The organism is Furfurilactobacillus milii, assembly GCF_009863985.1.
Lineage (GTDB): Bacteria > Bacillota > Bacilli > Lactobacillales > Lactobacillaceae > Furfurilactobacillus > Furfurilactobacillus milii_A.
Genome location: NZ_WEZT01000003.1, coordinates 1 through 24878 on the forward strand (window position 1 = coordinate 1; position 24878 = coordinate 24878).

Annotated in this window: 26 protein-coding genes and 1 pseudogene; 7 read left to right on the forward strand and 20 right to left on the reverse strand. The window is 42.1% G+C overall.

Features of this window, described 5'->3' with window-relative positions; all coding sequences use genetic code 11:
- Positions 1-87 precede the first annotated feature (87 nt).
- From GB992_RS01340 to GB992_RS01350, 3 genes and pseudogenes are all read right to left on the reverse strand, one after another.
- Positions 88-318, reverse strand: a pseudogene (locus tag GB992_RS01340) (nucleotide-binding protein); the annotation flags it as partial.
- Positions 315-1409: a threonine-phosphate decarboxylase CobD gene (gene cobD, locus GB992_RS01345; protein WP_161000911.1), complete on the reverse strand. Its 1095-nt coding sequence runs from the start codon at positions 1407-1409 to the stop codon at positions 315-317. The pseudogene GB992_RS01340 and the gene cobD, both read right to left, overlap by 4 nt.
- Entirely contained in the window at positions 1399-1923 is a 525-nt protein-coding gene (locus GB992_RS01350; RefSeq protein ID WP_162855585.1) for an ECF transporter S component, read from the reverse strand. Before GB992_RS01350 ends, cobD begins: the two co-directional genes overlap by 11 nt.
- Before the next feature lie 330 nt (positions 1924-2253).
- Here GB992_RS01350 and GB992_RS01355 point away from each other — a divergent pair, with 330 nt between their 5' ends.
- Complete coding sequence (locus tag GB992_RS01355) at positions 2254-2823, forward strand: cob(I)yrinic acid a,c-diamide adenosyltransferase (protein ID WP_161000912.1); 570 nt, start codon at positions 2254-2256, stop codon at positions 2821-2823.
- Positions 2824-2828: 5 nt separating this feature from the next.
- The gene (locus GB992_RS01360) at positions 2829-3434 is read left to right on the forward strand and encodes a histidine phosphatase family protein (RefSeq protein WP_161000913.1); all 606 of its coding nucleotides are present in this window, start codon (positions 2829-2831) and stop codon (positions 3432-3434) included.
- A gap of 39 nt (positions 3435-3473) precedes the next feature.
- Here the strand turns inward: GB992_RS01360 and GB992_RS01365 are convergent, their stop codons facing one another.
- The 6 genes from GB992_RS01365 to rbsD all read right to left on the reverse strand — a co-directional run bounded on the left by GB992_RS01365 (position 3474) and on the right by rbsD (position 8274).
- Positions 3474-3920 carry a flavodoxin gene (locus GB992_RS01365; protein ID WP_161000914.1) on the reverse strand — a complete coding sequence of 149 codons (447 nt, stop codon included), beginning with the start codon at positions 3918-3920 and terminating at the stop codon, positions 3474-3476.
- 249 nt (positions 3921-4169) lie between these two features.
- Complete coding sequence (locus GB992_RS01370) at positions 4170-4625, reverse strand: helix-turn-helix domain-containing protein (protein ID WP_161000915.1); 456 nt, start codon at positions 4623-4625, stop codon at positions 4170-4172.
- 6 nt (positions 4626-4631) lie between these two features.
- Entirely contained in the window at positions 4632-5054 is a 423-nt protein-coding gene (locus GB992_RS01375; protein ID WP_161000916.1) for a GNAT family N-acetyltransferase, read from the reverse strand.
- Between the two features lie 411 nt (positions 5055-5465).
- Positions 5466-6386 carry a ribokinase gene (rbsK, locus tag GB992_RS01385; protein ID WP_161000917.1) on the reverse strand — a complete coding sequence of 307 codons (921 nt, stop codon included), beginning with the start codon at positions 6384-6386 and terminating at the stop codon, positions 5466-5468.
- Between the two features lie 96 nt (positions 6387-6482).
- Positions 6483-7847, reverse strand: coding sequence for an L-fucose:H+ symporter permease (gene fucP, locus GB992_RS01390; protein ID WP_161000918.1), 1365 nt, complete (start codon positions 7845-7847; stop codon positions 6483-6485).
- Between the two features lie 31 nt (positions 7848-7878).
- Positions 7879-8274, reverse strand: coding sequence for a D-ribose pyranase (gene rbsD, locus GB992_RS01395; protein ID WP_017262869.1), 396 nt, complete (start codon positions 8272-8274; stop codon positions 7879-7881).
- A 359-nt stretch (positions 8275-8633) separates the two neighbouring features.
- Between rbsD and GB992_RS01400 the strand changes: the two genes are divergently transcribed.
- Positions 8634-8858, forward strand: coding sequence for an antitoxin of toxin-antitoxin stability system (locus GB992_RS01400; RefSeq protein ID WP_161000919.1), 225 nt, complete (start codon positions 8634-8636; stop codon positions 8856-8858).
- A 626-nt stretch (positions 8859-9484) separates the two neighbouring features.
- Here the strand turns inward: GB992_RS01400 and GB992_RS01410 are convergent.
- The gene (locus GB992_RS01410; RefSeq protein ID WP_161000921.1) at positions 9485-11329 is read right to left on the reverse strand and encodes an FAD-binding protein; all 1845 of its coding nucleotides are present in this window, start codon (positions 11327-11329) and stop codon (positions 9485-9487) included.
- A 201-nt stretch (positions 11330-11530) separates the two neighbouring features.
- On the opposite strand from GB992_RS01410, the gene GB992_RS01415 reads away from it, so the two are divergent.
- The 3 genes from GB992_RS01415 (at position 11531) to GB992_RS01425 (ending at position 13261) form a co-directional block, all read left to right on the forward strand.
- Positions 11531-12445, forward strand: coding sequence for a LysR family transcriptional regulator (locus GB992_RS01415; protein ID WP_161000922.1), 915 nt, complete (start codon positions 11531-11533; stop codon positions 12443-12445).
- Positions 12446-12630: 185 nt separating this feature from the next.
- Positions 12631-12984: a type II toxin-antitoxin system RelE/ParE family toxin gene (locus GB992_RS01420; RefSeq protein WP_161000923.1), complete on the forward strand. Its 354-nt coding sequence runs from the start codon at positions 12631-12633 to the stop codon at positions 12982-12984.
- Entirely contained in the window at positions 12971-13261 is a 291-nt protein-coding gene (locus tag GB992_RS01425; protein WP_161000924.1) for a helix-turn-helix transcriptional regulator, read from the forward strand. The genes GB992_RS01420 and GB992_RS01425 overlap by 14 nt, the downstream gene beginning before the upstream one ends.
- A gap of 80 nt (positions 13262-13341) precedes the next feature.
- Here GB992_RS01425 and rbsR read toward each other — a convergent pair whose 3' ends face one another.
- On the reverse strand, positions 13342-14349 hold the full coding sequence (rbsR, locus tag GB992_RS01430; RefSeq protein WP_161000925.1) for a ribose utilization transcriptional repressor RbsR: 1008 nt from the start codon (positions 14347-14349) through the stop codon (positions 13342-13344).
- A 257-nt stretch (positions 14350-14606) separates the two neighbouring features.
- On the opposite strand from rbsR, the gene GB992_RS01435 reads away from it, so the two are divergent.
- The gene (locus tag GB992_RS01435) at positions 14607-15047 is read left to right on the forward strand and encodes an ArsC/Spx/MgsR family protein (RefSeq protein WP_161000926.1); all 441 of its coding nucleotides are present in this window, start codon (positions 14607-14609) and stop codon (positions 15045-15047) included.
- Positions 15048-15190: 143 nt separating this feature from the next.
- On the opposite strand, the gene GB992_RS01440 is transcribed toward GB992_RS01435, so the two are convergent.
- The 9 genes from GB992_RS01440 to deoC all read right to left on the reverse strand — a co-directional run bounded on the left by GB992_RS01440 (position 15191) and on the right by deoC (position 24498).
- Positions 15191-15778 carry a hypothetical protein gene (locus tag GB992_RS01440; RefSeq protein ID WP_161000927.1) on the reverse strand — a complete coding sequence of 196 codons (588 nt, stop codon included), beginning with the start codon at positions 15776-15778 and terminating at the stop codon, positions 15191-15193.
- Between the two features lie 5 nt (positions 15779-15783).
- Positions 15784-16428 (reverse strand): hypothetical protein, encoded by a 645-nt coding sequence (locus GB992_RS01445; RefSeq protein WP_161000928.1) that lies wholly within the window; start codon positions 16426-16428, stop codon positions 15784-15786.
- Between the two features lie 71 nt (positions 16429-16499).
- Positions 16500-17345 (reverse strand): competence protein ComK, encoded by an 846-nt coding sequence (locus GB992_RS01450; RefSeq protein ID WP_161000929.1) that lies wholly within the window; start codon positions 17343-17345, stop codon positions 16500-16502.
- A gap of 225 nt (positions 17346-17570) precedes the next feature.
- Complete coding sequence (locus GB992_RS01455) at positions 17571-18911, reverse strand: cytosine permease (protein ID WP_161000930.1); 1341 nt, start codon at positions 18909-18911, stop codon at positions 17571-17573.
- A 373-nt stretch (positions 18912-19284) separates the two neighbouring features.
- Positions 19285-20583: a pyrimidine-nucleoside phosphorylase gene (locus tag GB992_RS01460; RefSeq protein WP_161000931.1), complete on the reverse strand. Its 1299-nt coding sequence runs from the start codon at positions 20581-20583 to the stop codon at positions 19285-19287.
- A gap of 19 nt (positions 20584-20602) precedes the next feature.
- Positions 20603-21565: a DNA-binding transcriptional repressor DeoR gene (deoR, locus tag GB992_RS01465; protein ID WP_161000992.1), complete on the reverse strand. Its 963-nt coding sequence runs from the start codon at positions 21563-21565 to the stop codon at positions 20603-20605.
- 182 nt (positions 21566-21747) lie between these two features.
- Entirely contained in the window at positions 21748-22458 is a 711-nt protein-coding gene (deoD, locus tag GB992_RS01470) for a purine-nucleoside phosphorylase (protein ID WP_161000932.1), read from the reverse strand.
- 25 nt (positions 22459-22483) lie between these two features.
- Positions 22484-23695, reverse strand: a complete 1212-nt coding sequence (locus GB992_RS01475) for a phosphopentomutase (protein WP_161000933.1) — start codon at positions 23693-23695, stop codon at positions 22484-22486.
- 116 nt (positions 23696-23811) lie between these two features.
- Positions 23812-24498, reverse strand: a complete 687-nt coding sequence (deoC, locus tag GB992_RS01480) for a deoxyribose-phosphate aldolase (protein WP_161000934.1) — start codon at positions 24496-24498, stop codon at positions 23812-23814.
- Positions 24499-24878 lie beyond the last annotated feature (380 nt).

Genomic DNA, 24878 nt, shown 5'->3' on the forward strand with positions numbered 1-24878 from the left:
GTAATCACTCCCTATATTGGTTGGAATTAGCTACTACCATTGTAAGTGATTGCTTTGGGCTTTTTAATTTCTGTTCGGATTAATTATAGAATTTGCCGTAAATAAATAATTCAGCGTGGGATCATCCGGTGTTAGAAAGCTATCAATATTTCGTGATGGTCGACCGGTAATACGCGTATGAAATTTTGTATCTACATAATCTGGTCCAATTTTATAGGCTTGAACTTGATGAGCTTCACTCATAACTTTTAACAGCCCGAGAGTAATAGTTGTTTTGCCTGAACCACTAGTTGTGCCTGCAATTAAGAGCTTTTTCATATTTTGACCCCTTCTCCTAGAACGCTTTGCAATGCTTCTAGCAAGGCTTCATTATCGTCATGTCCTTTAATAGCGACTCGATAATAATGCTCGTCAAGTCCTGGATAATTTGCACAACTTCTGATTACGAGACGCTTGTGCAATAAGCGTTCTCTCAACTGTTCATCCTTAGACCAGAAGAACAAAAAGTTTGCAGCGCTTGGGAAAACGTTTATTCCCGGAAATTTTGCTAAGCCATTGAATAAATATTTACGTTCCTTTATCAACCACTTTTTTGTTTTAATCTGAAATTCAGTCTGCGCATACATTTGTTCACCTAATGTCTGTGCATAAGTATTAACTGACCACGTCAACGCTACTTGATGTAATCGATTTAAAAGATATTCATTTTTGGTGATTCCAAATCCTAAACGTAACCCTGGCATTGCATAAAACTTAGTTGCTGATCGAATCACAAACACAAATTGATCGTTTCTTAGAGAGTTAATTACGCTTAGATGTTCATCAAAAGTGAATGACATAAAAGCTTCATCGACAATCAACCAAATATGTCTTTTAGTGCAAAAATCGATCAATGGCTTTAATTCATCTGGTGACAAACGTTGCCCTGTGGGATTATTAGGATTTCCCAAACAAATCGCCTGGCACTGATTCAAGTGGCGACTTGCCCAATCAATCAGCATAGGTACAGACAGCCTAAAGCCATTATTTTGTTCTGTTATGTATGAATAAACCGTTGCCCCAATACTTTGAAACGCTTTTGCATACTCATTGAATGCTGGCTCAATCACTACGACATGATTCACTGCCGTTGCTAAGGCCACATCTCTCAAGATTTCCATTGCCCCGTTGCCAACGACAACGTTATGACTGCGAACAACAAAGTGATCCGCAATCGCAGCCCTTAATTTTGGATAGTCCGGATCGGGATAGACTGTTGTCTCAGGCGTTGCCTCAGCTAGCAACTGCTTAAATGCTGTTGGCATCCCTAAAGGATTAATGTTGGCGCTAAAATCAATTAAACTTTCTGGCTTGATTTTTAATTGACGGGCAATTTTATCTATATTGCCACCGTGTTCATCAATGCTCATTATGCTGTCGCTCCTGTAAGAAGAATGCTTGCTTTTGACGATTAGGAATCGCCACGTACACCACTTCGGTAAGTGCCAAATTAGCAATTGTCGCCACAGTCAATGGAATAAAAAGTGCAAATACTGTTTTCCCAATTAATGGGTATAGCCAGGGAAATTCCTCTGAAACGTCAATGACGTACGCGACAAGATCGGCAATCAATATGACAATCAACTGATTACTGCCCCAGCGGCGACGAATCACACCAAATACAAACATGCAAAACGCCATGTTCAATCCAATGACAAGGTGCACTGGAACGGTGAGTGGAAAACCGGATAATGCTGCTGACACCATGTTTCCAAAAAAGCCTAAAAAGGCGCCAAACCATGGTCCAAGCAAAATTGCACCGAGAAATGCTGGAGCGGAATCCAGGGCAATTGATCCCATAATTTTTAAATTTGCACCAACTACGCAAAGTGCCAACAACAACGCAGCTAACATCGACTTTCTCAACATTGTCGATCTGTCCATGGTGTTTCCTGCCCCCCTGTATTTTTAAGTAAGCGCTTTCTACATTTTTATAAAAAAAGGTCATACAATTTCGTGATTTCATTCACTAATAAGTGTGACCTTCAATAACGTGAATAACTAAATCCACCCAACAGCAAAAGTATAGAAAATAGCGTCATGCCTGACAACGATAAGAATTAGTGGTGATTGTGGATATTTTGTTATCAAGTTTGAGACTGTGATTTTATTGCAGACTTTATTTTGAAATCACTATTTACTGTTCAATCGTTGTACATTGTGCTTAGGTGTTTGTTTTGTCTTTCAAATTTGAAGAAAGTGAAGTGACTAACAATGAAAATATACACAAAAACGGGTGACCATGGTCAGACACGTATTATTGGGAAACAAATCGTCAATAAAGATGATGCTCGAGTCAATGCGTATGGTACTGTTGACGAGCTAAACTCTTGGGTTGGCTACATTATTTCAACCCTGTCATCAAAAACAACCGTATTGACTGAAGAGTTGACTGAAATTCAACAACTTCTTTTTGATGCAGGCACCGATTTAGCAACACCTAAAGATGACGAACGCCATCATTTTATTTTTGATCATGAAGGTAAAGCAACTGCCTTTCTGGAGCAAAAAATCGACGCTTATACTGAAAAAGTTCCAGCAGTAAAGAAATTTATTTTGCCCGGAGGCTCTCAAACTGCAGCACAGCTTCATGTCGCTCGTACGGTTACACGACGGGCCGAACGTTTAATTGTGTCACTACAGTCACAAAATCCGATTAATCAGGATGTGTTAGTCTTCATTAATCGCTTGTCAGATTACTTCTTTGCTGCAGCACGATATGCAAATATGCTGGATGGTCAAACAGATGTTTCATATCGAAACAGCAAACCTGTTTTTAAATAAAGGTTATGACGACACTTTACTTAATTAGACATGGAGAAACTGACGCTAATAAACAATTGATTTTACAAGGCAACGCTGAAACTAGCCTGACTGAATTAAATGATTACGGCCGGAAATTAACGACGTCGGCCGCAGCCGAGTTTTCCACATTAAGTTTCGATTGGTGTCTTGTGAGCCCTTTGAAACGTGCTCAGGAGACTGCCCATCTTTTATTCGACCATAGTGACTGCCCCATTAAAGTCGATAATCGCTTAACCGAAATTAATTATGGTATTTGGAACGGTCAGTCAATTCTTGAGTTAATGAAGAGATACCCACAATATTGGCGCAAGAAAACTGGTGACGTTTGTGGTCACTATGAACAAGTCTCAAACGGAGAACCCATCAATGATGTAGATCAACGTGTCGCAGCATTTCTCAACTCACTGCAAGGTGTTTCTGATAATCAGTGCATTGCAATCGTGACGCACGGTTACATTATTCAAACCATTTTGAGAGCACTCCAATATCCAAACATTCAAACCATTAAAAATCTTCAAGCAATAGAGGTTCAACTTAATTCACAGTTTTTACTGAATTCAAAAAACACAGTTACCACATCAGAGTTTTGATGCGATAACTGTGTTTTATTGTAGAATTCAACATCCCATTCATCGGCCAGCCATGGCTACAAGTTCTTTTGCAAACACTTGCAGATTTTCGACGTCTTCTTCGTACGGTTCTAAATCAATCTTGATACTCTTGCTTCCTTGAGTTGCACCTGATTTAACAAATGCCTTTTCAAATTCATCAACGGCTTTATTAAAGTCATCGCCATAGAAAACATCGCCCGACCCTGCTACTCCGAACACTTTGCTCTTCAGATCAGTCTCTTGAAGCTCTTCAAAGAAATCCATCCCTTCCTCTGGCAACGCACCTTCATCATATGTATAAGCACAGACAACGCAAATATCAACATCCTTAAAGGCTGCCACGTCCGTTTGAGAAATTTCTGTTTCGACAACATCCACTTTGAGCCTGCGCAAAGCATCCACAACGATATTTGCAACCTCTTCATTGTTGCCAGTAATTGTCGCATACACCACTAAGGCCTTCATTTTGAATCCTCCAACTACTTATTTTCGTTCATCGTACTACACGACTCCCCTTTGGTTTTAACTATTATATTGATGAGACGGTAAAGTCACAATTATTCGTAATAAAATCATAGCCGTAATATTTAAACACTATTATTTAGAAACGGTTCGGTATATCAAAAAAGAAGTGAACTCTCAAAAATTGAATAAAATTCAACCCTTCGAGTTCACTCCACTTGAAAGCCAGTCATTAATCTTTTTATTTCTAAACTAACTTATTTTGCGGGCACCAATTTCCATCTGCGTATCTAATGCAACTAATAGTGCCGATAAGGTACCAACGTCTGGAATTTGCTGAATGTTCTCAATCTTTGCAATTTGACTTTGACTGAGATTAAGTTTCTGCCCCAATTCTGCCTGTGTCCATCCTTTAGCTAAACGTTCGTGGAGAATTTTAAAGGCTGCACAGACATTGATTGGCAAACCCAAGGCTTCTGCCACATTCTCACCATTTGCCGCCGCAACAATCATTTTAACGTCATCGTCAATCGTGTCTTTATGATCTAGATGCTTGGCAATCAGCGCTGCCTCCCTAATATCCATATGCTCATAGTAGAGATCATCGAGTTTTTTTGAAACACGGGTGTACTCTGCAGAACTAGGTAGTGATTTTTCAAATTCTTGCCGAAGTTCTTTTATTTCGTCTCGAACTTGGTTTTCGTTCATTTTCGTTTACCAACCCTTCTCTAAATACTTAGTAACATTTCTTTGACAAACCTCAGACTGGAAAATCATCGTTTGTTCAAACCAAATAGCACCAAGATGCAAATAAAACATTTGTACATCGTTTGTCTTGGTTCTCAAACTAACATAACCACCATTGTCAGGAATTTTAATTGCTTCTCGCATCACAAGTGCTAGCAATATTGCGCCATAACGCTGTCTCCGATACAACTTTGCGACTTCAATCAAGGAAACTTTCGTAAACACTCGTAAATGTGAAAATGAAATGAGCCCGACTAACTGTTTATCTATAAATATGCTCATCACCTGATGGGTTTTCAATTCAAATTCCCAATCAAAACCAGACTCAAATCCGATCCTACTCAGGTTCCTCAATCTTTTACCATCACGTATGAGTTTATATTCTTTCATTGACTATTATACCATATATTCTATTTTAGAATATTCTTTCGGATTGATTTCTGTTTATTTTCAGTGTTAGGCAAATTCTATAATTAATCCGAACAGAAATTAAAAAGCCCAAAGCAATCACTTACAATGGTAGTAGCTAATTCCAACCAATATAGGGAGTGATTACTAGCACTTGAACTAATTAATCAACGACCATTAAAAATACATCATCAACAGACTGCCATTGAAAGATTCCGGGCTTGTTCGGATTAAACTTGTAATTTGCCGTTACCCATTACATACGCAAAAGAATTCCCTTTTAATCGTCCACATAAGGCACTTGACCATCCGAAATACTAAAAAAGACATCACTCACAAAAGCAACGCTTTCATGAATGATGTCTTTTACCGAACTCAAAATCGATAACTTACTTATTTATATTCTGCCTTAATCTCATCCAGTGTTGGAATTGAAGGCTGTGCACCAAGACGTTGAACAGTAATTGATGAAGCATGGTTAGCAAACGTAATGGCTTCACGCATGTTACTGAAGTCTGGCTTCAATTGTGAACTTAAAGCGCCAAGGAATGTGTCCCCGGCAGCTGTTGTGTCAACGGCCTTCACTTTGAATGCATCAACGAAACCACTACCGTTCTGGTTCGCATAAAAGGCGCCACGAGCACCAACGGTAATGATCAGTTCCTTACAACCCATTTGGGCGAACTTAGCGGCGTTCAACAACATTGAAGCGTCATCAGTCACTTCGATACCGGTGATGGTTGCGGATTCTGTTTCGTTTGGTGCAATCAAATCAGTGACCTTTAATAGATCAGCTGGGATCGTTGGGATCGCTGGTGCTGGATTTAAGATTGTCGTGACGCCAACGGATTGTGCGCACTCGAATGCATACGTCGTTGTTTCAATTGGTGTCTCAAATTGAGAAATTAAGAAATCGGCATCTTTAATCACATCTTTGGCAGCATCAACATCGGCCTTGCTTAATGACTGGTTAGAACCAGCGTAAACAAGAATCGAGTTTTGACCACTTTCTTGCAATAAAATGAAGGCTTGACCAGAACCGCGTTGTTCATCCGTCGTGACATGTTCAACACTAATGTTGTCTGACTTCAAAGCATCGCGCAATACCTCTGCTGCATCGTCAGCACCAACTTTACCAATGAATGACGTTTGTGCGCCAGCACGAGCAGCAGCAACAGCCTGGTTAGCCCCTTTACCACCAGGAGCTGAGCTTTTATCCGTCATTTCCATAGTTTCGCCGCCAAGTGGCAGACGTGGAATCCGTAAGATGGAATCCATGTTTAGACTTCCTAATACAACGACTTTGTTCGCCATAATTGTCCCCTTTAATATTCAATAATAAACCGTATAAATTGTTCCATGACTAATTTACCATAAAACACCTAAACAAGAGTAGTGCCTACGATGCTTTTAGTGTTCCGCAATAGTTTCTGGATGTGCAACTTCGTAACGATGTTCAAAGAAGAAGTATGTCGTTACGATAACGAAACAGATAAGTGGCACGATGAATGAAAATTGCATTGTCGTCAGATCAGAAACGGCACCCTGCAACAATGGCATCACTGCACCACCGATGATGGCCATAACCAGAATGGCACCAGATGTTTCGGTGTACTTCTTTTCGGTAACTGTGTCCAGTGTGTGTGCATAAATTGTTGGCCATTCAGGACCGAAGAAGAAACTGGCTAAGATGGCAGTGTAAACGGCAGTCATGTTTGGAATCAAGAAGGTTGCCAACAATGACAATGTTCCTAGGAATGAATAAACGGTCAAAACTTTCGTAATTGAGAAACGGTTCATCAACCAGTTGGCCACCACTTTACCAAAGAACCACATTGCGTAACTGAAAATCATAAACGTTGAGGCAGCAGAATCACTAATTGAATGGTTTAGGTTTAAGGCCAAACGAATGGTGAATGACCAAACGGTTGTCTGCATACCAACGTAGAAAAATTGTGCCATAACACCACGTTGATAACGTTTGTTATGAGAAAGATACTTCAGTGTTTCACGTAATGTTACCTTTTCAGCCTTTGTATCAGCAGTTGTTGCCTCTTCAGCGCCTTCTGCAGTGGCCTTAGCGGCTGGCATTTTTGTAAAGGCAATAATCACAAAGATAATCAGCAGCACGCCAAGAATGTACTTGTAAGGTTGCAATGTGAGCTGCAACATTTTTTCGCCATAAGCCTGACGAGCGGCTGGCGCCATATGAGACATCTTTTCAGATAAGTTCCCACCGTTACCAAAGATCAGGTATTTTCCTAGCACGATACCCAACATATCACCAAGCGGCACTAAAGTTTGTGAAAAGTTTAACCGCGCGTTGGCCGTCTTTTTCGGTCCCAGCATGGACGAGTATGTGTCACACGCTGTTTCCAGAAAACTCCACCCAATGGCAATCGCAAAAATAGCAACTAGGAACATGCTGTAGGTTGCCATCCGTGATGCCGGGAAGAATAAGCTACATCCGACAATGTAAGCAAACAACCCAATCATAATGGCAAACTTGTATGAACTTTTTTTAATAACAAGCGATGCCGGAATGGCAATTAAGAAATAGCCACCGTAAAACGCACTTTGAACAAAGGCTGTTGCCAAGTCGTTCAGTTGGAAAACTGTTTTAAACTGAGTAATTAAAATATCGTTCAAACTGGCAGCCGCACCCCAAAGTGGGAAAATCATTGATACCAGTAAGAAAGTAAACATTGGTGTACGGGATAAGTACCCGTCTGATAATTGCTTAACCGAAGTTTGTTGCATGTTCGTCTCTTCCATTTCTATGCTCCTATAAAGTGATGGCTGACAGTTAGAATGTCACGCCACTCTCCAAAATGATGTTTGAGTACGCCGTCATTTCGCCAGTGCGAACAAAGGCGTGTGTCTTACTGAGGTCTTTTTTCAATTCGCTGTGCGGTACAAACGTAATTGGTGTGTCAGGCAACAATTGCTTAATAGCTGTCAATTGTTCTGGATTAACCGTTTTGATTTCTTCGGCCAAATAAATGTGTTGTACTTCTAATTCGGCCAAAACATTCTTTAGAACGTCGATAAAACTTGGCAATTGTTTGGTAACTGCTAGATCAATTTTCTCTGTTCCTGCGGGTACCGGCATGCCTGCATCCCCAATTGATAACCAATCCATGTGACCCATATTTGAAATCACACGCGATAGGTCTGAGTTAATTACTGTTGTCTTCTTCATTGTGTTTCTCCCTTCGGTTTGGATAACTTTTACATTGGTAAAACGTTTTACTTAAATAATTTTAAGTGAGCTATGACAGCTCACTGTTTTTGGTAAAACGTTTTATTGAAAATCAATGTGAAAAATATATCATAGTTTGGAAAGGCTTTCAAGTGTTTTCTTGAATTAATTTTACTAGTCTGTGTTCACTTCCTGCGTCACAATTGTTACCGCTCAAACGTTAACTTGATTGTGTAGCCCGTTGCGTCGACTCCACTCTTCTACAAACCAACGCAAATATTATTATTTGGAACTAGATTATGCTAAATTTATGGTGGTAATGGTTGATACCTCAAGCATACACGAGAAAGGTCAAATTAATGAGAACAGTTAAGATTCAAACCATCGACTCACACAACTTTTTGCCCTTGCCATTCGATATTCATCCGAAAAATGATACCTTTGACGTTCTACAAGGACGTGACGGTGCCGTTATTTACTTACCGAGAGGACACAATCCCTTCACAGATAAAGAATACGTTGCCGCACATAGCGGCAGTGAACTTGATGAAGGATTCAATATCAGTCCAGACGAATTTGTCTGATTTTTCATTCCACTACTTCGTTTTCAACTGAGTACTAGTAACTTTGGTTTAGGTCAAAAAAGGACACTAAGTTCAGTTTTAAAATGAACATTTAAGTACAAAAATTGACCCACTAGGAATCGATCATATTTCTAGTGAGTCAATTTTAATATACGTTTTAATTTGTTCTACCAAAAACCAATTACTTTAGTCCAAAGTAAACCACCGGCAAGCCAAATGACGTTGAACATAACCCCAAAAATGGCACTCAGTTTCCACCAATCTTTAGACGTTACATAGCCAGTGGTTGAAAGCATTGCCGCTGGACCAGCGAAAGGGAATAGACATTTTGCAATAATTTAGGAATTGATCCAAAAAAAATTTTGACACATACGTCATCGTAATACTGCGGTCAAAGCAAAAACTCCCTTACACTGGTCTGTCTAAAAAGCTCATGGCATGATTTCACGCCATGAGCTTTTTGCATTAGTAAAGATTAAAAGCAAAATGGTTAATTAGAACCCTATTCCAAAAATTAGACAGTAATGCTTGTTTTATTTAAACCTAATTATTAGGCTGCATCACTCCATATCGGTCATACTTATTCGTTTAAAATGAGTTTAGATCACGTTTACTGCGGAAAAAAATTACTTAACCTTACTCAACGCATCCTTAACCGCCGTCTTAACAGCCCGGCTGGATGACGAAGCACCGGAAACGGCATCAACGTCAGCCGTGTTTTGCGCGACGATTTCGCGGGGAATCTCCTCCACGGCCTTACGACCAACGTCTTCGCTTTCACTTTCCTGCAACACTTCGACATTTTTAATGTGTTGATCTGCATATGTTACCCGAACCACGATTTGACCACCAATACCGTTGTTAGCACTACCTAGATATTGGTTATCGCCAACCGTGTAGTTGGTAGAATTATCCACCAAATCGTTGCCACCAAGGTCAGTCTCAGAATCTTCATGAATCGAAGCAGACGTATCCGCATCTGTAGCTGTTTGGTCAGAATCACTAACCGTATCCTGCTTTGGTGCAGCGGCGTTTTCACCGGCGATCTTGCCGAAAATTAAACATTCGGCAAGATTACCACCACCATTATACTGATTGGCATTGATGCCACCAAACTCACCGGCAGAATATAGATGGGGAATTGGTTCACCGTCAGCATTTAGCACTTCAGCCTTCGCATTTCGTTTGGCACCACCCTGGGTATTAAGCATTGCAGTGGCCAGTTCAACAGCATAATATGGTCCGTCATCTAATGCACGCATGCTATCGCCGTCACGACCCAATTGATCATCGCGACCTGCATCGGCAAAGCGATTAAAGGAAACCACCGTTTGTGACAACACTTTAGGATCAGCCTGAATCTTCTCCGCAAGCTCTTCAATTGAGTTTACTTTAACGACCAACTTACAGAAGTCAGGATATGGCAACTTACCCTGTCCTTTGATCGTGTCGTACTGGGCTTGGTCAAAAATTAGATGAGGATGCGCGTAAACCGTTGGGTTATGCCATTGACCATGTTCGTAAGCATGACCATGACGGCCATTTTCATCCTCACGTACATAACGACTACCATCATCCGCAGCAATAAAAATACTGCCATGCGATAGTTCGGGCCAGGCGCCAAGAAAAAATTTGCCCCGTTCTTCAGTCGGATTTTCAAACGTAAAGCCAGTGTCAAAACCGTATCCTTCATAACTGTGCATATGCCAGAAACTAGCGCCAACTTCTTGTGCCATCCGAATTCCATCACCCTTGTTGTACAAGGTCCCAATCACCTTCAACTTAGGTACGCCAATGAAGTTTTGAATATCGTCATTATTATTTTCAAATCCACCCATCGTCATGACCACACCATTACGGGCCGCAATGTTAACCTCATGACCATTGCGCTTAACTGTAACACCCGTAATCATCTTTGATTTGGGATCTTGAATCAAACGCATTGCCGGGCTCTCCAACCAAACGTCAATCTGGTCAGTCCGATCCGTCACGTGCTGACGCAAGTTCTTCCATAATGTGGCGTCAAAGAAACCATCATGTACGGTTGTCAAATCGATCGCGTCGGCTCCATCGAATTCTGGATATTCTGGCGAAAGGCCATGTGCAAAGTCCTGCCAACCTGGATCACGATGCGTTTTGTTGTAACTAACCGGTTCATCGACATCGAGATAATCATGCATATACGCTGGAATTTGATTAATTCCGTCGACATACGTATCCAACATTTCATCTTCTATTTTAATACCGTTAAACATCTGCTTGAAATAACGCTTGGTCTTAGCACGATCATGCCCAGTTAGAACGACCTGACCAGCGTAACGTGTATTACCACCTTCGTGCCCTAATGGCGCTGCATCTACTAATAAGACCTTTGCCCCATTATCGGCAGCAAACCGACTGGCAGTTGCGCCAGCTGCGCCAAAGCCAATGACAACGACATCATATGTTCGTGCCCAATTTATTTTTGCCATCATATTTCCTCCATATTTGATAACGTACTCGAATCAGTTAATTCGCTTGCTTGTTGAATAATGAGCAATCCATTCTAAATGCATTCAACTGACTGCTTTATATCGCACACCATCATTGTTACTGGTTTTGCCCCAATTGTGAAATATCTTTTTAAGTGAGATGATATGCCTAAAATGGCATAAAGATTAGAGGCTCTTTTAATGACGACAATGAATCAAAATCAACAATTACTGTGCATTCTCAGTTCGCTACAAACGACTGGTAGCATTTCTGATACCGCAAACGAAATGTATCTGACGCAACCAAACGTTAGCAAACAACTCAAACGGTTCGAAACTGAGCTTGGTGTCCGTTTGGTCGATCGAAGTACCCATCCCCTGTCATTAACAGCTGCTGGCAATTACTATCTCAATCAAATGAGTGTGTTAATGAGCCAGGTTGATCGTGTCGTTACCACTACACAGGCGTTTAAAACGGCGAAACATGCAACGCTTCGCTTAGGAGTTACCCAGTCACTTGGCTCAATATTGTTGCCAAACTTATTGCCAGCATTTCACCGTCGCCATCCTGAAGTCACTCTTGAATTGCATGAATTGGCCCCAGCACAAGGTGAACAGGCATTGACCAGTAATCAACTTGATATTTACTTTGGTGTTGCACCAACGCCACAACCCGAAATCACACACATTCCACTATATTCGGAGGGCTGCACACTGATAATGCCTAAAAATGCGTTGGCAAACGTTAATAGTCAAGATGTGACCACCAATTTAGAGGCAATCCTATTCAATTTTGCGCGCCAAGAAATGATTGTCGAACGCGGTGATTCTGGTTTCCAACGAATTGTTTCAGGCTATCTGGCTGCTCATAACATTCATCCATGGCGTACGTTTGTCACGGCAAACTTGATTACCGCAGAACGCTTGGCTGCCAAAGGCATGGGGGCTGCCATTGTACCAAACTCACTTGTTGAAACTGCTAAACTAACAGCCGATGTAACAGCCATTCATTTGCCCAGCGATGAATTGAGTCTAAGCGTCGTCGCACAAATTAATAAGCAGGCGGCCGCAAATGCTGTGACTACTGACTTTCTGCAAATGGATTTCAACCTATGAGCACAATACTATGCCGGGCCACGTCCACCATTAAAACTGAATGAAAATTGGTTTCAAGAAAAACAAACACTTTCTCCTTTACGTATGTTTAAGTAATGCCGGATCAACGATTAATTATCGCTGTCCCAAACTTAATTCGTAGTATAAAGGAGTTGAAAAAAAGTGGCGTTAATGCTACTTTTTAAATGAATACAAAGCCAAAATTCATTCCCAGTGACCGATTTCTAAAGTTTTTGCGCAATCTTTCAGATAAAGACCGTGCAAAACTAGTCGGAACGATTTCCTTAATAGAGTCCCATGAATTGTATGTCGCTATACGACAACTGTGGGTTAAAAAAATTGAGGACAATTTGTTCGAGATTAGATCAATTCAATCCAATAACATACGACGCGCCATTTATTTTCACATCGAAGAAAATAACTATTTTATTACCCTTGGATTTACGAAGAAAAGCAATAAAACACCACAAAGACAAATTGATAGTGCCAAACGCATACGTGCAAAGTATCTAAGGAGAAACGATAATGATAAAAAATAATCCCCAAACCATGGACACCCTCATTCAACAAGAACTTAAAAATCCAAAGTTTCAAAAAGCCTACGATCAGACCGTCAGCACAGGCAACGCCGCCGTTGCTTTATATGAGTTTCGCCATGAACTTGGTTACACACAAGCTGTGCTGGCAAAAAAGGCCGGTCTGGCGAAATCGACGATTGTTCGCATTGAGACCGGCATTATGAATCCACGACTGGAAACCTTGCAACAAATCGCTGACAGTGTTGGCGCGCATGTTGAATTAAGATTTGTACGGTAAACAAAATAAACATGAATTCAAAAAGGATTGAAATGGTTGCACACTGTTGTCGACCATTTCAATCCCTTTTATTATCTCGTTTATATTTTACGCACAGAATCACGTTTGATTAACGAAACGTCAACCACCTTCAACTGTGGCGCATGTTCTGGTTCTCGCAAACGGTTCATAATCATCTGACTAGCCCATGTCCCCATATCATAAACGGGCTGGTGAATCGTTGTTAAGCGCGGCACCATATAGTCATCCAGATCGATGTCATCGTAGCCCACAACTGATAAGTCCGCTGGCACGTGCTTTCCCAACGCATTAATGCCTCTCAACAGTCCCAATGCCATTTCATCGTTAACGCAGAACACTGCTGTTGCACCAGAATCAATCACTTTTTGGGCAATGGCCCAACCACCGGCCTTTGACAATTCCGTTGAGAAGACAAGCTCGTCATCAAAGACAATGCCGTGACGAACTAACGCACTGCGGTAACCAGCTAGTCGCAAACGCACATTTTGTGACGGTCGGTCTGGTAAAACCACAGCGATTTTTTGATGACCTGCCTCGATAAGATGGGAAGTGGCCAACTCACCGCCACGTTCATCATCGACAATGATCCGGTCCCCTTCGTTAATGGGATCGTTTTGGTCAAACAATAAGTACGGCACGTTATTGCGTTTGAGTAAACCATTGATTTCATCATTACCGACAGCTGAACTAGCGATGATCATCGCGTCCACACCACGTTCAACCAGCGTGCGCAAATAATAATGCTCCAACGCCTCGTCGCGGTCTGCACTTAAAATCATTGGCACACATTCATGTTCGTACATCGCATCCTGAATGCCACGCAAGAACATGGCAAAGAATGGATTTACTAAGTTGGGCACGATAATTCCAACAGTCTTCATTGAATGGCTGATTAGATTACGGGCATTAAAGTTAGGAACGTATCCTAACTGATCCCTAATTTTCATCACTTTTTCTTGTGTTGCGGCAGGAAATCTTTCGCCCTTCCCGTTGAGAATTTGGGAAACCGTCGTAATCGACAGTCCAGCAGTCTTTGCGACGTCTTTAATCGTTACCCGCTTTGCCATTTTTACTTTTCAACCCCCATAAGTTCGGTTAAATCATAATTTTTTATGTTACGAATATCATAGCATATTCACTCTCCATAAAGTGCGCTGATCCCCGTGAGACTGCATTTTGTTCGCCATTACATTGACAATGAATCGACTCGTTTTCGCGTTTGTTCGGCGAATTTACAACTTAACATAAATATTGTTATTCAAAAAAATAACTATTTATACTCATCATAGAAACATTAATTGCACTATAAATGGAGATGAATAACATGATTAAAATTTATACGATTCCGTCAAACTTACCCTCTCGTCAGGCAGTCCGTTGGTTAACCCAACATGATGTTGCTTTCACTGAGCAACGTGTCCATGTAGATCAACCAGAATTGACGATTGACGAATTGAAACAATTTTTAATGGCCTCCGAAAATGGCGTTGATGATTTGCTTTCCTTCCAGTCACTCGCTTATGCTGCGTTTATCAAAAATCATGATCCTGAAGCAATGTCCTTACAAGCATTGTTAACAGCCATGATTGCGAATATCCGTCTTTTACATTTTCCAATTATTTATGACGACCACCTTCACATCTTGCAAACGGGGTTTTCACAAGATGACATCAGAGTGTTTTTGCCTAGAAGTGTCCGGGTTCAAGAGCTAACTACTATGCTCCTCCGCGAATCCAAAAGCGATGATCTTTCTGATATTGAGTAAAGACTAAAAACACCTTCTGACAATCGTGCGGGGCCAACCAATGGCTGGACATACACAATTGTCAGGAGGTGTTTTGATGTCATTTCAAATGAACACATTTTTTCACATTAGCGCGTTTAAGCTAGGTTAAAAAATATCTTTCACTACGCTACATCGTCACTTTGTTCTACAAGCATCATGATACTGGCACTGATTTGTTGAATCATTGCGGTTGTTAACGCTGGATTGAGCAACCGTAAAGTTTGCATCCCCACTTCCATTAACCACTGTGTATCAGCGCTCATTCCGAGCAGGGCGTGAAAGGCTAGTTCTAAGTTAGTCGCCGTTCCCTCCAATTGTTTGCTGGCCAAATCGTCTGGTTCAGCTGCATAGTAATTGGCACGGACCTGTTCGTGAAGCAACTCATAGTCCTTGAGCAGTGAAGATTCCTTGTCCATTAAAGCTGCTAAACGCTGATGTAATGCCTGGCTGTTCTCGGAAAATTGCTTTAGATTATTTTCATTTTCGTGTTGTTCTAACAGATTATAATTTTCCGTAAGGGCAAACGTTTGTAGCTGACAAGCGAACACGTTATTGAGAAACGCTAATAGGTCAAATTGACGACCACTAACCAGCCCTGTCAAATGCTGATCCATTAAGTCCTTTACGTTTGCAAGCGGAGCGTCCACAGTCACCTTGCGTTGGTGAAACCGTTTCTTATCCGCCTGACTTAACGGCGTCACATATTGCATTGTTTCTACCCCTTCCGTGAGGATCCATTGGCGTTACTAGCATCATTATTATCCGGTCCATCCGGTTGTGGTTGGTTCATGTCAACTTTGCGTTCTTTTGGACCATGCTTTGGTGCTAACTTAGCCTGAATTTCAGTTGCGACCGTTTCGACATTTACATCTGGATTAATATTTGCCAGGATTTCCATGATGTTAAAGAATTCCCACTTTAAATCAACCTGGAACATAATGTAATCATAGCCAAACAGATCCTGAGACCGCCATTCACTACGTGGCTTTTTAAGTAGTTCTTGAGGAAACCCTTGCTCCGCCTGTTTGGCTAACTGAACCCGTTCTTGTTCAAACGGACCGAACTGATCAGCATGTGCTTTCGTGTTAGCTGATAAACGATCCCCAGTTAACTTATGCCATGTTTGTAACTGCGACCACCACTCCTGGTTAATGGTATCCACTAAGCGGTTAAAATCTAACTGAACGGCAACATAATCTGACAGTAAATCGTTCAAGTCGACGTCACTGCCCTCAAAATTGCCTGTCATATTAGGAACCTGCTTTAAACTGTCGAATACACTCAGTGGATCATGTACAGGAATCTGGTAGTCATGAAAAACCTGTTGTTCTTGCTTCGTGATCGGTGTCGTAAAACTCATTGCGAAAGCCTCTCTTTGTGTTGTTTTGTTGTCTTTATCATAACGCTATAGAATCCGCTTTCATAGAAAAACTAATTTGTCTCGTCGTCCCTATCTGACACAAAGTGACGTGTTTTCGGCACAATTAAATGCCCATGTCCTCTTAAAAACTGACGGGCTTCCTTTGCAATCGTTTCCCGGTCTAAATTGAGCACGGCATCGTAATCGTCCACTAGGAAATCTTCTAACCCTGCCACCATTAAAACTTCGACCGTGTGTGCATAAAACTCCGTTTCGTCATGTAAAACTTGTTCGGGTCGCATTCCTAATACTTGAGCCAACTTATTCGTAAAATTCGGCCGACACCGATCAAAACCACTATTTTCAACCATCAATTCTAACTGTTCCTTTTGTAACTGAATAATCGCCGCCGCATCTCTTAATCGTTGCAGCATAAAATAATGTGACAACGGTAAGATGAGCTTCATGTTATTTTTAAAAATCAGCAAGGCTTCATGAGTCAAGCGACGAATCTGAACTAATTTGTAAAATCCTAACCAGCCAGTGTCCTGCATCGTTGATCCCGCGGTTGGTACAAAACCATATTTACCGTTTACATAAGGTGTGTAATGTTTCTGTCCCAAAAAATGATGGGCGATCGCCATTTGTTGGCGAGTTCGACTGTTCTTAGCCATCAATTCTCGCATCAATGTACCACATGGTCGGCGCACCAATAATGGTCCCAGCCGATAATCCAGAATCAACGTCAGTCGTTTTTGCTTCACGGTCACCGGCAGAACCAGCAAGGTCGTTGTTAAACTGATTTCGAAGTCAGCAATAGTTTCTTGTGTGGTCCATAAATGATTAATAAATGTTGATACTCGTAAATCGATTGTTTGATCGCGTAAACTGGCGGTTGAAAATTGTTGCTGACTCATTTTTGATCCCCTTAAAAATAATGTATCGGTAGAATAACGATTAATTTTCATTAATGCAATTCATTAGACGGCAATAAACTCACAAAAGTACCGGTCCAGCAAAAAATTAAACGCAACATATTAATGACGTTATCATCATTAATATGTTGCGTTTAACGTTTGCAAACGGATTACGTATTATCAACGGCCATTGAAAAGCGAACTCGCCGCACTTGCAATATTTATTTAATTATTTTCAGGCACCGTATTCCTTAATTTTACCGTTAACCGGCCCAGTACCAAATGTAGACTAGCTGTAATGAGCATTGCAAATACCGTGGCACCAATTGTATTTGTTACCCAACCGACTTGGCGTAACAAGAAATAACTCAAAATTCCGAATCCCCAGTTGACATAGGCCAACCAGTTCACCCTTGGTGAGTTAGCAAACATATTATCAGTATAGCGTGCGCCATGGATAAGATAATAATCGACTAAAATAATGGCAATCTCTGGTCCCAAGATCATACCCACGTAATCTAAGAACATCGTGAACACGCCCAAAAAGCTGTTAGACCACAAAGGAATCAATGTCATCAGCGTCGCCAACACTGTTACTAGCCATAGAGCTGGCGTAAGTCGAAGTCGTTTAAAAATGTTGGTTAATGCCGTGCCGGCAGCCATTAGATTAACTGCATTTGCGGTGGTACTCGTCAATACAATCACAATCATTGCCAAAATACCTAGGCCAAGCCGTGAAGCCACTGTACTTGGGTCAGATGCATTCGGATCAAAGCTGTGCAGCGTCACCGCCGCACCAATGGTAGCGATGATACCAACGAGCGCAAACCAGAACAATCCAACTGGGCCGCCAACAAACGGTGCTACGGTAGCAGCCGTCTTATTCTTTGCAAACTTGGTGAAATCCGCACCAGCAGTCACCCAAGCAAGGTTAAACGCCGCTAACGTATCGATCGCATTACCAGTCGGCAGATGAAACTTAATTGGCACTTGCCACTGAGTCAACTGCTTCAACGATACGGTTTGAAAAACCGCCCATGTTTCCCACAATACCAGTAAAATTACCAACACAATTCCAACACGCTCAATAATCCGTACAGACCGTTGACCGAGCGAAATACTAATCAGATGCAAGATTGACATCATCAAAATACCAAAGATAATGCCCTTCAATCCGCCGCGTTGACCAAAAACTGGCCAGCCCAGTAGATCATGAAGCAAATAACTAATAGAACCGGCTGCAATAAACGTGTTTACCGCAGCCCAGCCCATGAACTGAACCACGTTGACTAATGACGGCCCGACGCTACCCCAACGGCCGAACGAAACATTCGTCAAAGCCATTGTAGAGCGTCGCGTTTGAAACCCTATATACCCGACGAGAGCCAGTAGCAGGTAAGCGATTGGACCGGTGATCATTAATACTTTCATCGCCCCACCCAGTCCTAGTGCAGCCAATACGCCACCAACATACCAAGTGCCGTTGTTGGCATTGGCTCCAATCCATGTCGCCGTCTGATCCCAAAAACTCATACTGTGTGACGCTTCTGATGCTGTTTGTTTCATGTCTCTTCCTCCGTTTGCTGCTAAGAAAAAGCGCTACCAACACAGTAATGTCAGTAACGCTTGTAATTAGCAATATTTGCGGAAAATGACTGAGAGGCCACGATGCCCGTAACTTGTTGTTTGAAAAAACGCCTCATCAAAAACATCATGGTCTTGCCTCCAAAAAAGGTCCGCTCACTGTCGGACAGTTATTTTCTAGAGTAGTTTAGCAATAATCACACGCAGATTCAAGCGTGAGACCCAATATTCGACATGCCTTTTTAATACAATGATGACAACGGTCTACTTCACTGACCGGCCCAAAACGCTCGCCACTATCAAGGTTAAGTGCAAATGTTACTTGAGCAAACGACACTTGTTCTAAAACCAGTCTTTAATCGATAACCTCATGGATGAGTGTCAACGGCTGCGCCTCATCACCAATTGCAATATTTGCTTCAATCAATTGCTGGACGTCGCTAACATCCTCTCGGTTACTGTGAATTGTCAAAATCGTGTCACCTTGATGAACTTCGTCACCAACCTTTTTGGACAACGTCAAACCGACAGCATAATCCAATTGATCATCCTTCTTCTGCCGGCCACCACCGAGCATCATCGCAGCAATGCCCATTTCATCTGCCTTCATTTTGGTGATAACGCCATCACGAGCTGCCAATATCGGCATCTGATATGTTGCCTGAGGCATCATTGCTGGGTTTTCAATCACGCGACCGTCACCACCCTGAGCAATGATCATTTCTTTGAACTTGGTCAAAGCGGAGCCATCATCAATATGCTGCTGTAGCATTTTTCTGGCGGCATCTAGATCGGTTGCCTTATTTGCCATGACAACCATTTGACTGCCAATTGTTAATACCAAATCAAGCAAATCAGCTGGGCCATTGCCCTTTAATAATGCAATCGACTCTTCAATTTCCAAGGCGTTACCAATGGCGTTCCCTAGTGGCTGATTCATGTCGGAAATAACCGCCATTGCATTCATACCAACACTTTTACCAATGCCGACTAGTTCCTTGGCCAATGCAACTGAGTCCGCCTCTGTTTTCATAAAGGCGCCACTCCCCGTTTTAACATCCAAAACTAAGGCATCTGTTCCACTGGCAATTTTTTTACTCATGATTGAGCCAGCAATCAATGGAATGGAATCAACCGTATCAGTTACATCACGTAATGCATAAATCTTTTTGTCTGCTGGAGCGATGTTTCCAGTTGCGCCGACGATGGCGCAACCAACATCGCGCAACTGCTGTTTAAATGATGCTTCGCTAATTTCAACCTTTAAACCAGGAATGGCCTCCAACTTATCCAACGTGCCACCCGTGTGACCAAGGCCGCGCCCAGAAATCATTGGCACTGGAATACCAACCGAGGCTACCAAAGGCGCTAATGGAATGCTGGTCTTATCGCCAACACCACCAGTCGAATGTTTGTCCACCTTGACGCCAGGAATATCACTCAAATCCAACTGATCTCCCGAATGCAACATGGTCATTGTCATGGTGGCCGTTTCTTGCTTTGTCATTCCTTTTAGATAAATCGCCATTAATAGTGCACTAACCTGATAGTCCGGAATGTCACCTTTTGTATATCCATTAATAAAAAATTCAATTTGCTCGGTGGTTAGTTCTCCACCATTACGTTTCGTATCAATTACATCGACCATTCTCATGGTTGCTGACCTCCATCACTTAGTGAACTGGGTCATAATTTAATAGCTGAGTTGCACTTCCTTGATCAATAATCAACGTGTTCGCATAACCGGCTGTAACAGCACCGTGTACAGCCGGTACCTTGGCAGGATTAGCCGCCACTAACACGCTGTGTGGAATATTGGCGAGTGCGTCAAGTGGAATACCGATCGTTCGCTGATCAATATTTGTATCAACCAACTGACCATGAGCATTAATAAAGCGAGAAAATACATCGCCAACCGCATGGTCTTGTAAATAAGCCTGTTCAGCTTGAGTGAAGTATCCCAACTTAAACAGCAATGCTGAGTCGCGAACTGTACCAACAGTAAAAACTGCAATGTCAGCCTTTTTGCCCAGTTCAATAATATGTTTAATGTGTGTATCCTGTTCAACCAATTCTTTTGTTTGTTGGTGATCGAAAATAACTGGGAGCGGCAGGTACTGCGGTAGCGTATGAAATGCGTTAGCAAATGTATTAACACTTTCAAACGCAAAGTTATTACTCTGTGTGTTTGCCACGCTACCCTTCATCTGAACAACGGTTATGCCGCTAACATCCTTAGGATCCAAATGATTTGCAACTTGGTGAATGGTTTTTCCCCACCCAAGTCCGATAATGTCATCTGTCGTTACAATTGATTCAATATATTCTGCGGCCACTTTTCCAACACGTGACAATAAATCGGGAGTACCCGTCCCTTGTGTTGGCACAACTAGCAAATGCGCTAGCTGATACTTTTCTTGAAGCTGCGCTGTTAAAGTAGCTACTGGTGCCATCGGCGCAGCAATCTCAATTTTAACCAGGCCAGTTTTTCTTGCGTACTGCAATAAGCGTGAAACCGTTGCACGTGAAATGTTCATTTCGGTTGCAATTTCGCCTTGTCCCCAATTGTTTTGGTAGTACAAGGTCGCTGCCTTAAGACTATCTGCCGTTTTTTGATCATCTGTTTCCACGAACATTTCCTCTTTTCGTCCCACGGTTTCGGAATCCCTGTCACGATTGCAGTTAACATCACGTTATGGCCGGAAACAGTTTCAGTACAGACAATCAACAAAGAGCGAATGATTTGGCAAATCGCCGAACCATTCGCCCTTTATTGATTAACCAATGTCTTCCTAAACATTTCAAACTCAATGTTGCGTTACTTACCAGCAATCGCTGTCGCTAACGAAATGTTAATCATGTCGTTGAACGTTTTTTCGCGTTCCTCCGCCGTGGTTTTTTCTTCGCCAAAAATTAAGTCACTGACCGTCAACACAGACAGTGCACGGAAGTGAAGTTTGGCACCCAACAAGTATAACCCTGCTGATTCCATTTCGGTGCCAATAACGCCATAATCAGCCAACTTCTTCATGTCTAGTTCATCATTATAGAAACGGTCTGCAGCAAAAATGTCGCCTACTTTGGGCGTAATACCCATCTTCTGAGCTTCATGAAAAGCTGTATCCAGCAGTTCAAAGTTAGCTAGCGGTGCATAATGGATGCTTGGTCCAAATGTATTCGCAGTTACAGCAGAGTCAGTTGTTGAGCCTGATGCCAACAGCACATCCCGTAAATGGACATCCGGCGCCATGCCGCCACATGAACCGACCCGAATGATTGTTTTCACACCGAAGAATTTAACTAATTCATTAATGTAAATGGACATGGATGGAATTCCCATCCCTGACCCTTGAACGGAAACACGGTGGCCTTTATATTCACCCGTGTAGCCAAAAGCATTTCGAACCGAATTCACCTGTTTAACGTTGGTCAAAAAATTTTCAGCGATATACTTTGCCCGCAGTGGATCTCCAGGCAGCAAAACTGTATCAGCGTAATCACCCATGTTGGCACCGATATGTGTACTCATTGTGCATCCTCCTCATTCGAAAGGTTTATTTTACCGTTTCGCCATTGCTGACTTCACTCAAGAAACTGGTGCCTTCACTATTCCCTTGCACACCAAAGTTTTCCAATACTGTCGCGCCCATATCAGCAAACATTGGACGAATGCCCAATGACTGATTAGCGTGCTTCAGAGATGGAGAGTATGCCAACAACGGGACGAATTCACGTGTATGATCTGTACCACGGTAGCCAGGATCGTTACCGTGATCAGCTGTGATCATGAGCAAATCATCATCCTTTAAGTTTGCCAATACCTTGGTCAACCGTTGGTCAAAATCCATTAAGGCCTGACCAAATCCCTTTGGATTACGGCGGTGACCATACATTGCGTCAAAATCGACCAAGTTCGTAAAGCAGAAACCATGGAAGTCGCTAGCCATAACTTCATCCACATGATCCATTCCGTCCATGTTGCTTTCATTGTGGTAGCCCTTGGTAATGCCATGGCCAGAGAAAATGTCATTAATTTTCCCAACACCAATCACATCAAGTCCATCCGCCTTTAAGCGGTCCATGTCCGTTTCACCAATTGGTTCTAGACTGAAGTCGTGACGGTTAGCCGTCCGAGTAAAGTGATCCTTGTCCGGGCCAACGTAAGGACGCGCAATAATCCGGCCAATTGTCCATTCTGGTCCATTAACTAGTGAACGCGCATATTCACAAATTTTGTACAGTTCTTTAACAGAAATAACATCTTCATGGGCGGCAATTTGAAGCACCGAATCTCCAGATGTGTAAACGATCAATTCGCCGGTCTTCATCTGTTGTTCACCGTAATCGTGAATAACGTCAGTTCCCGAATAAGGCTTGTTGACAATTACATGGCGGCCAGAGAAATCTTCCAGCTTTTTAATGATTTCTTCTGGGAATCCGTTTGGAAAAGTCGACAAAGGCTTTCTAACAGGCAGCCCCATCATTTCCCAATGACCGTCCATACTATCTTTACCAGCAGAAACTTCACGCATTTTGCCAAACGCACCAATGGCTTGATCAGCGACTGGTACACCCTGAATCGGCTTATCGGGACGAATGTTGCTAAGTCCCAACTTACCTAAATTTGGCAGTGCCAAGTCTCCCGCATAAAACGCGCCAACATGTCCAAGTGTATCAGCGCCCACATCATCGAAGTCCGCTGCGTCTGGTGCCTCCCCAATACCGACTGAATCCATTACAATTGCAAAAATTCGTTTGTATGCCATGATTTTTGAAAGTCCTTTCCTGTCTCGCTTACGCTCATATTAATGAGCAGTTATCTAAAATCACTTAACCTTTTTCGTTTAGCAAGCGCTTACATTTTTGTTGAAAATGCATCTTGTTAAACTGTTGCCGTTTGTGCCTTTGCTTCTTCAAGAATTGCAACTGATGCAGAGACACCTAAACGATTGGCACCTGCGTCGATCATTGCTAACGCATCCTTCAAGCTGTGCATGCCACCGGCTGCCTTAATCTTAAAGTCAGGACCAACTGCCTCACGCATTAAACGAACATCTTCGGCCTTAGCGCCAGAAGTGGAAAATCCAGTCGAGGTTTTAACAAAATCAGCGCCACCCTTAACGGTCAGCTCGGAAGCCCGCCGTTTTTCTTCATCCGTTAATAATGCATTTTCAATAATCACCTTAAGCAATTTACCCTTGGCATGAGTAGCCTCCGCTACAGCTTTAATGTCTGCCAACACAGCTTCATCATGATTAGATTTTAATTCGCCAATATTGATAACCATGTCAATTTCGTCGGCACCGTTATCAATGGCACCGTTGGTTTCAAAAACTTTTGTTGCGGTCGTTGAAGCTCCCAGTGGGAACCCAATTACAGTACAAGTAGCAATGTCTGTTCCCTCAAGTCCTTTGTGAACACGAGCAACCCAGTACGGATTGATACATACGAAAGCAGTGTTGTATTCGCGAGCCTCCGCAACAGTTTTATCAATCATTGCAGAAGTTGCTTCTGGTTTAAGCATTGTGTGATCCATGTATTTTGCGAGTTGTGCAACAGTTAATGTCATTTTATGAAACCCCTTTCATTTGTCTGACATCAGTATATCAAGAGCCGTGAACATTTGTCCACAATATTTTAGAAAATATTTTCACAACGACGATTAAGCGCTTTATATCCGTTTAGTAAATTTACAATCTTTCATACCGTTAATTCCTATCAGACTAGCAATCGTAGATTAATTAAACGGATTTAGATACCAATCTCGAATATATTGGTCTAGCCCAAATTTTAAAGCGATTTCACATGTTTTGTTTGCCATCCCTCAGTTCGAATTTACAGCATGGTGTATTGTTCACCAGCACGTTATTCTCCTTTACGTCAACGGCCTTCGACAAAAAAATAATCGTTTTGACTATGCCTGTGTACAAGGCAACGATCAAAATTAAA